Source organism: Pseudomonas sp. (genome assembly GCF_026224925.1).
GTDB lineage: Bacteria > Pseudomonadota > Gammaproteobacteria > Pseudomonadales > Pseudomonadaceae > Aquipseudomonas.
Genome location: NZ_JAMFRV010000475.1, coordinates 1 through 2,587, shown reverse-complemented (window position 1 = coordinate 2,587; position 2,587 = coordinate 1). Strand labels below are relative to the sequence as shown.

The following is a 2,587-nucleotide window of genomic DNA, read 5'->3' as shown; positions in this document are numbered from 1 at the left end:
TATTCGAGCCAGTGAGTACTACCTGTGCTCCAAAGACACCCGCAAAGCCTGCGTCATTGACCCTGCGCCTTACCGGGTTGGCGACAAGATGGTCATGCTGTCTTCGTTCATCGAACCGATCATGATCGACGGCGCGTTTCAGGGCATTGTCGGCGCTGACCTGTCGGTGAACTTCATTCAGGACATGCTCAATACCGCTGATCAAAAACTGTACAGCGGCGCGGGCGATTTAGCCTTGATTGCCAGTAACGGCCGTTTGGTGGCTTACACCAAGGACATCAGCAAACTGGGCGAAAAAGCCAGCGATGTGCTGGATGCCAACAAGATCGCCAGTCTCGGTCAGATCGGACTCGGTCAGGTGCGTTATGAACTCGACCGGGAACACAGCCGTATCTCGCTGTTCCTGCCTTTCGGTATTGGGTCGACGGATGCTCGCTGGACGCTGATGCTGCAATTGCCACTGGACACGGTAATGGCGGATTTGCAAAAGCTGCAAAACGACCTCGCCGCGCAACGCAAAACCGATATTTTTGGCATGACCATGGTTGGGCTGCTGATTGCAGCCTTGGGCCTACTGGTGATCTGGTTGGTAGGCCGTGGCATTGCCCGACCGCTGAAGCAAATGGTTGCCATGCTGGATGATATTGCCCAAGGCGAAGGCGACCTGACGCGGCGCTTGAACAGTGATCGCGCAGACGAACTGGGCTCCATCGCTACTGGGTTCAATACCTTCCTTGGCAAGTTGCAGGTGATGATCAGCCAGGTGGTGTCCTCAGTGCAAAAGGTCAGCGATTCGTCGGAGCACACCGCCGATATCGCCATCCGCACCCATCAGGGTGTGCATAAACAAATCGCTGAAATTGACTTGGTGGCGACTGCTGTACATGAGATGACGTCTACTGCACAAGACGTAGCCCGCAACGCTACGCATGCCGCACAAGCCGCCAACCACGCGGATGCAGCGGCGCAAAAAGGCATGCAGGTCGTGCGGGACACGTCTAATTCGATCAGTTCGTTAGCCGTGGAAATTGGCCGGGCTGTGGGCGTAGTCCAGACATTGGCCAAGGACAGTGAAAACATTAATGCGATTCTGGTCGCGATTCGCGGCATCGCCGAACAGACCAATTTGCTGGCACTGAACGCGGCCATCGAAGCGGCTCGCGCCGGCGAACAGGGGCGCGGGTTTGCGGTAGTGGCCGATGAGGTACGTAATCTGGCGCAGAAAACCCAGAAAGCCACCGAAGAAATCCAGACCATGATCCAGCAATTGCAGTCAGGCACACGCCAAGTAGTGAAGGTCATGGAAGACAGCCAGAGCAAAACCGACGAAAGCGTGGGCCATGCCGCACTGGCCGCAGAAGCACTGGAAACCATCACCAAGGCCGTGTCGGTCATCAACGACATGAACACCCAGATTGCCAGCGCGGCAGAAGAACAAAGCGCTGTAGCCGAGGATATCAACCGCAACGTGATTAACATCGGCCAAGTGGCCGCGGAAGTCGCAGGCGGCGCCGACGAGTCCAGTAAAGCCAGCGCCGAACTGACCAAACTGGCCGAGCAGCAACGGCGGTTGATTAATCAGTTTCGGGTTTGAGAACAGGAACTCGCCTAACCCCTGTGGGAGTGAATTCATTCACGAATGGCAACAACGCGCGGCATCAGATAAACCGCGTCGTCTGCTTCCCGAATGAATTCGGTCCCACCGGGAATTTGCAGCCCCTACAGAAAATGCGTACATCCGATTAAAGCGGAGTCAGGCACTCGGGGGCGTTGAGTTTTGGGTCGTTGACCAAGTTAGCCAGAGCGCGTTCGCGCAATGCGGCCTGCGGGCTGGCGAGCAGAGCTTGCAGGGTATGGATCGGGGTTTCAGGGTTGAGCCACGCGGCCTGCCCGTCCGCATCAAGGATTAACGGCCGGCGTTGGCTGGCAGCCGCCTGGGTAACAACCGCGACGCTCAGGTACGTGTGCTCTTGAACCGGATATGCTTCCCAAATCCCGGCAAAAAACAGGGCTGAACCCTCCCCCGGTGTCAGCCAAAAAGGCCGTTTGCGTGTGGTGCCACGCCACTCGTAAAAGCCGTTGGCCGGCAGCAGGCAGCGACGCTCCCTGAATGCTTGGCGAAACATCGGTTGCTCTGCCAGGGTTTCAGCGCGGGCATGGGCGGGCGTGCGGGAAAGATCAGTCAGCCACGGCGGCGTCAGCCCCCAACGCGCGCGGGACAATTCGCGATCACTGTCAGTGCCACGCAGCATCAAAACCGAATCGGTCGGGGAAATGTTCCACTGAGCCTTTTGGTCAGCAGGAAAACCGGGCAAAGCCGCAAACGCGGGATTCCAGCGAAACAGCGCATAACGTCCACACATGAGGGCAACACATTCTCTTTTGAAAAAATCTGCGCTAACAGCAGATTTTGAAAACGGACCCAACGCGTGTCAGCACACCAGCACGTCAGGAAAATTGTCAGGTTCATCGCCTGACAATGGCATGGCGGTATTGTACTCGGCGATCAGTTGCCGTGCCTGTTCAGCCTGATCGTTGTCCACTGAGAGTCCCAGCAGCCCGAAGACGGGTAACTCGCCGACTCCAC

At 57.1% G+C, this 2,587-nt stretch carries 2 protein-coding genes and 1 pseudogene; 1 reads left to right on the top strand and 2 read right to left on the bottom strand.

What is annotated here, in order from left to right:
* On the top strand, nt 1-1,594 hold a 1,594-nt coding region (locus tag M0974_RS20420; RefSeq protein ID WP_297840889.1), incomplete at its 5' end, for a methyl-accepting chemotaxis protein.
* Between the two features lie 148 nt (nt 1,595-1,742).
* Here M0974_RS20420 and M0974_RS20415 read toward each other — a convergent pair.
* Together M0974_RS20415 and M0974_RS20410 are read right to left on the bottom strand one after the other, a co-directional pair.
* Nucleotides 1,743-2,363, bottom strand: coding sequence for an SOS response-associated peptidase (locus tag M0974_RS20415; RefSeq protein ID WP_297840886.1), 621 nt, complete (start codon nt 2,361-2,363; stop codon nt 1,743-1,745).
* A 69-nt stretch (nt 2,364-2,432) separates the two neighbouring features.
* Nucleotides 2,433-2,587, bottom strand: a pseudogene (locus M0974_RS20410) (DUF2007 domain-containing protein); the annotation flags it as partial.

Bases quoted from the DNA above. Each gene is read 5' to 3' on its own strand.
- M0974_RS20415 (WP_297840886.1), bottom strand. From the start codon at position 2,363: ATGTGTGGACGTTATGCGCTGTTTCGCTGGAATCCCGCGTTTGCGGCT.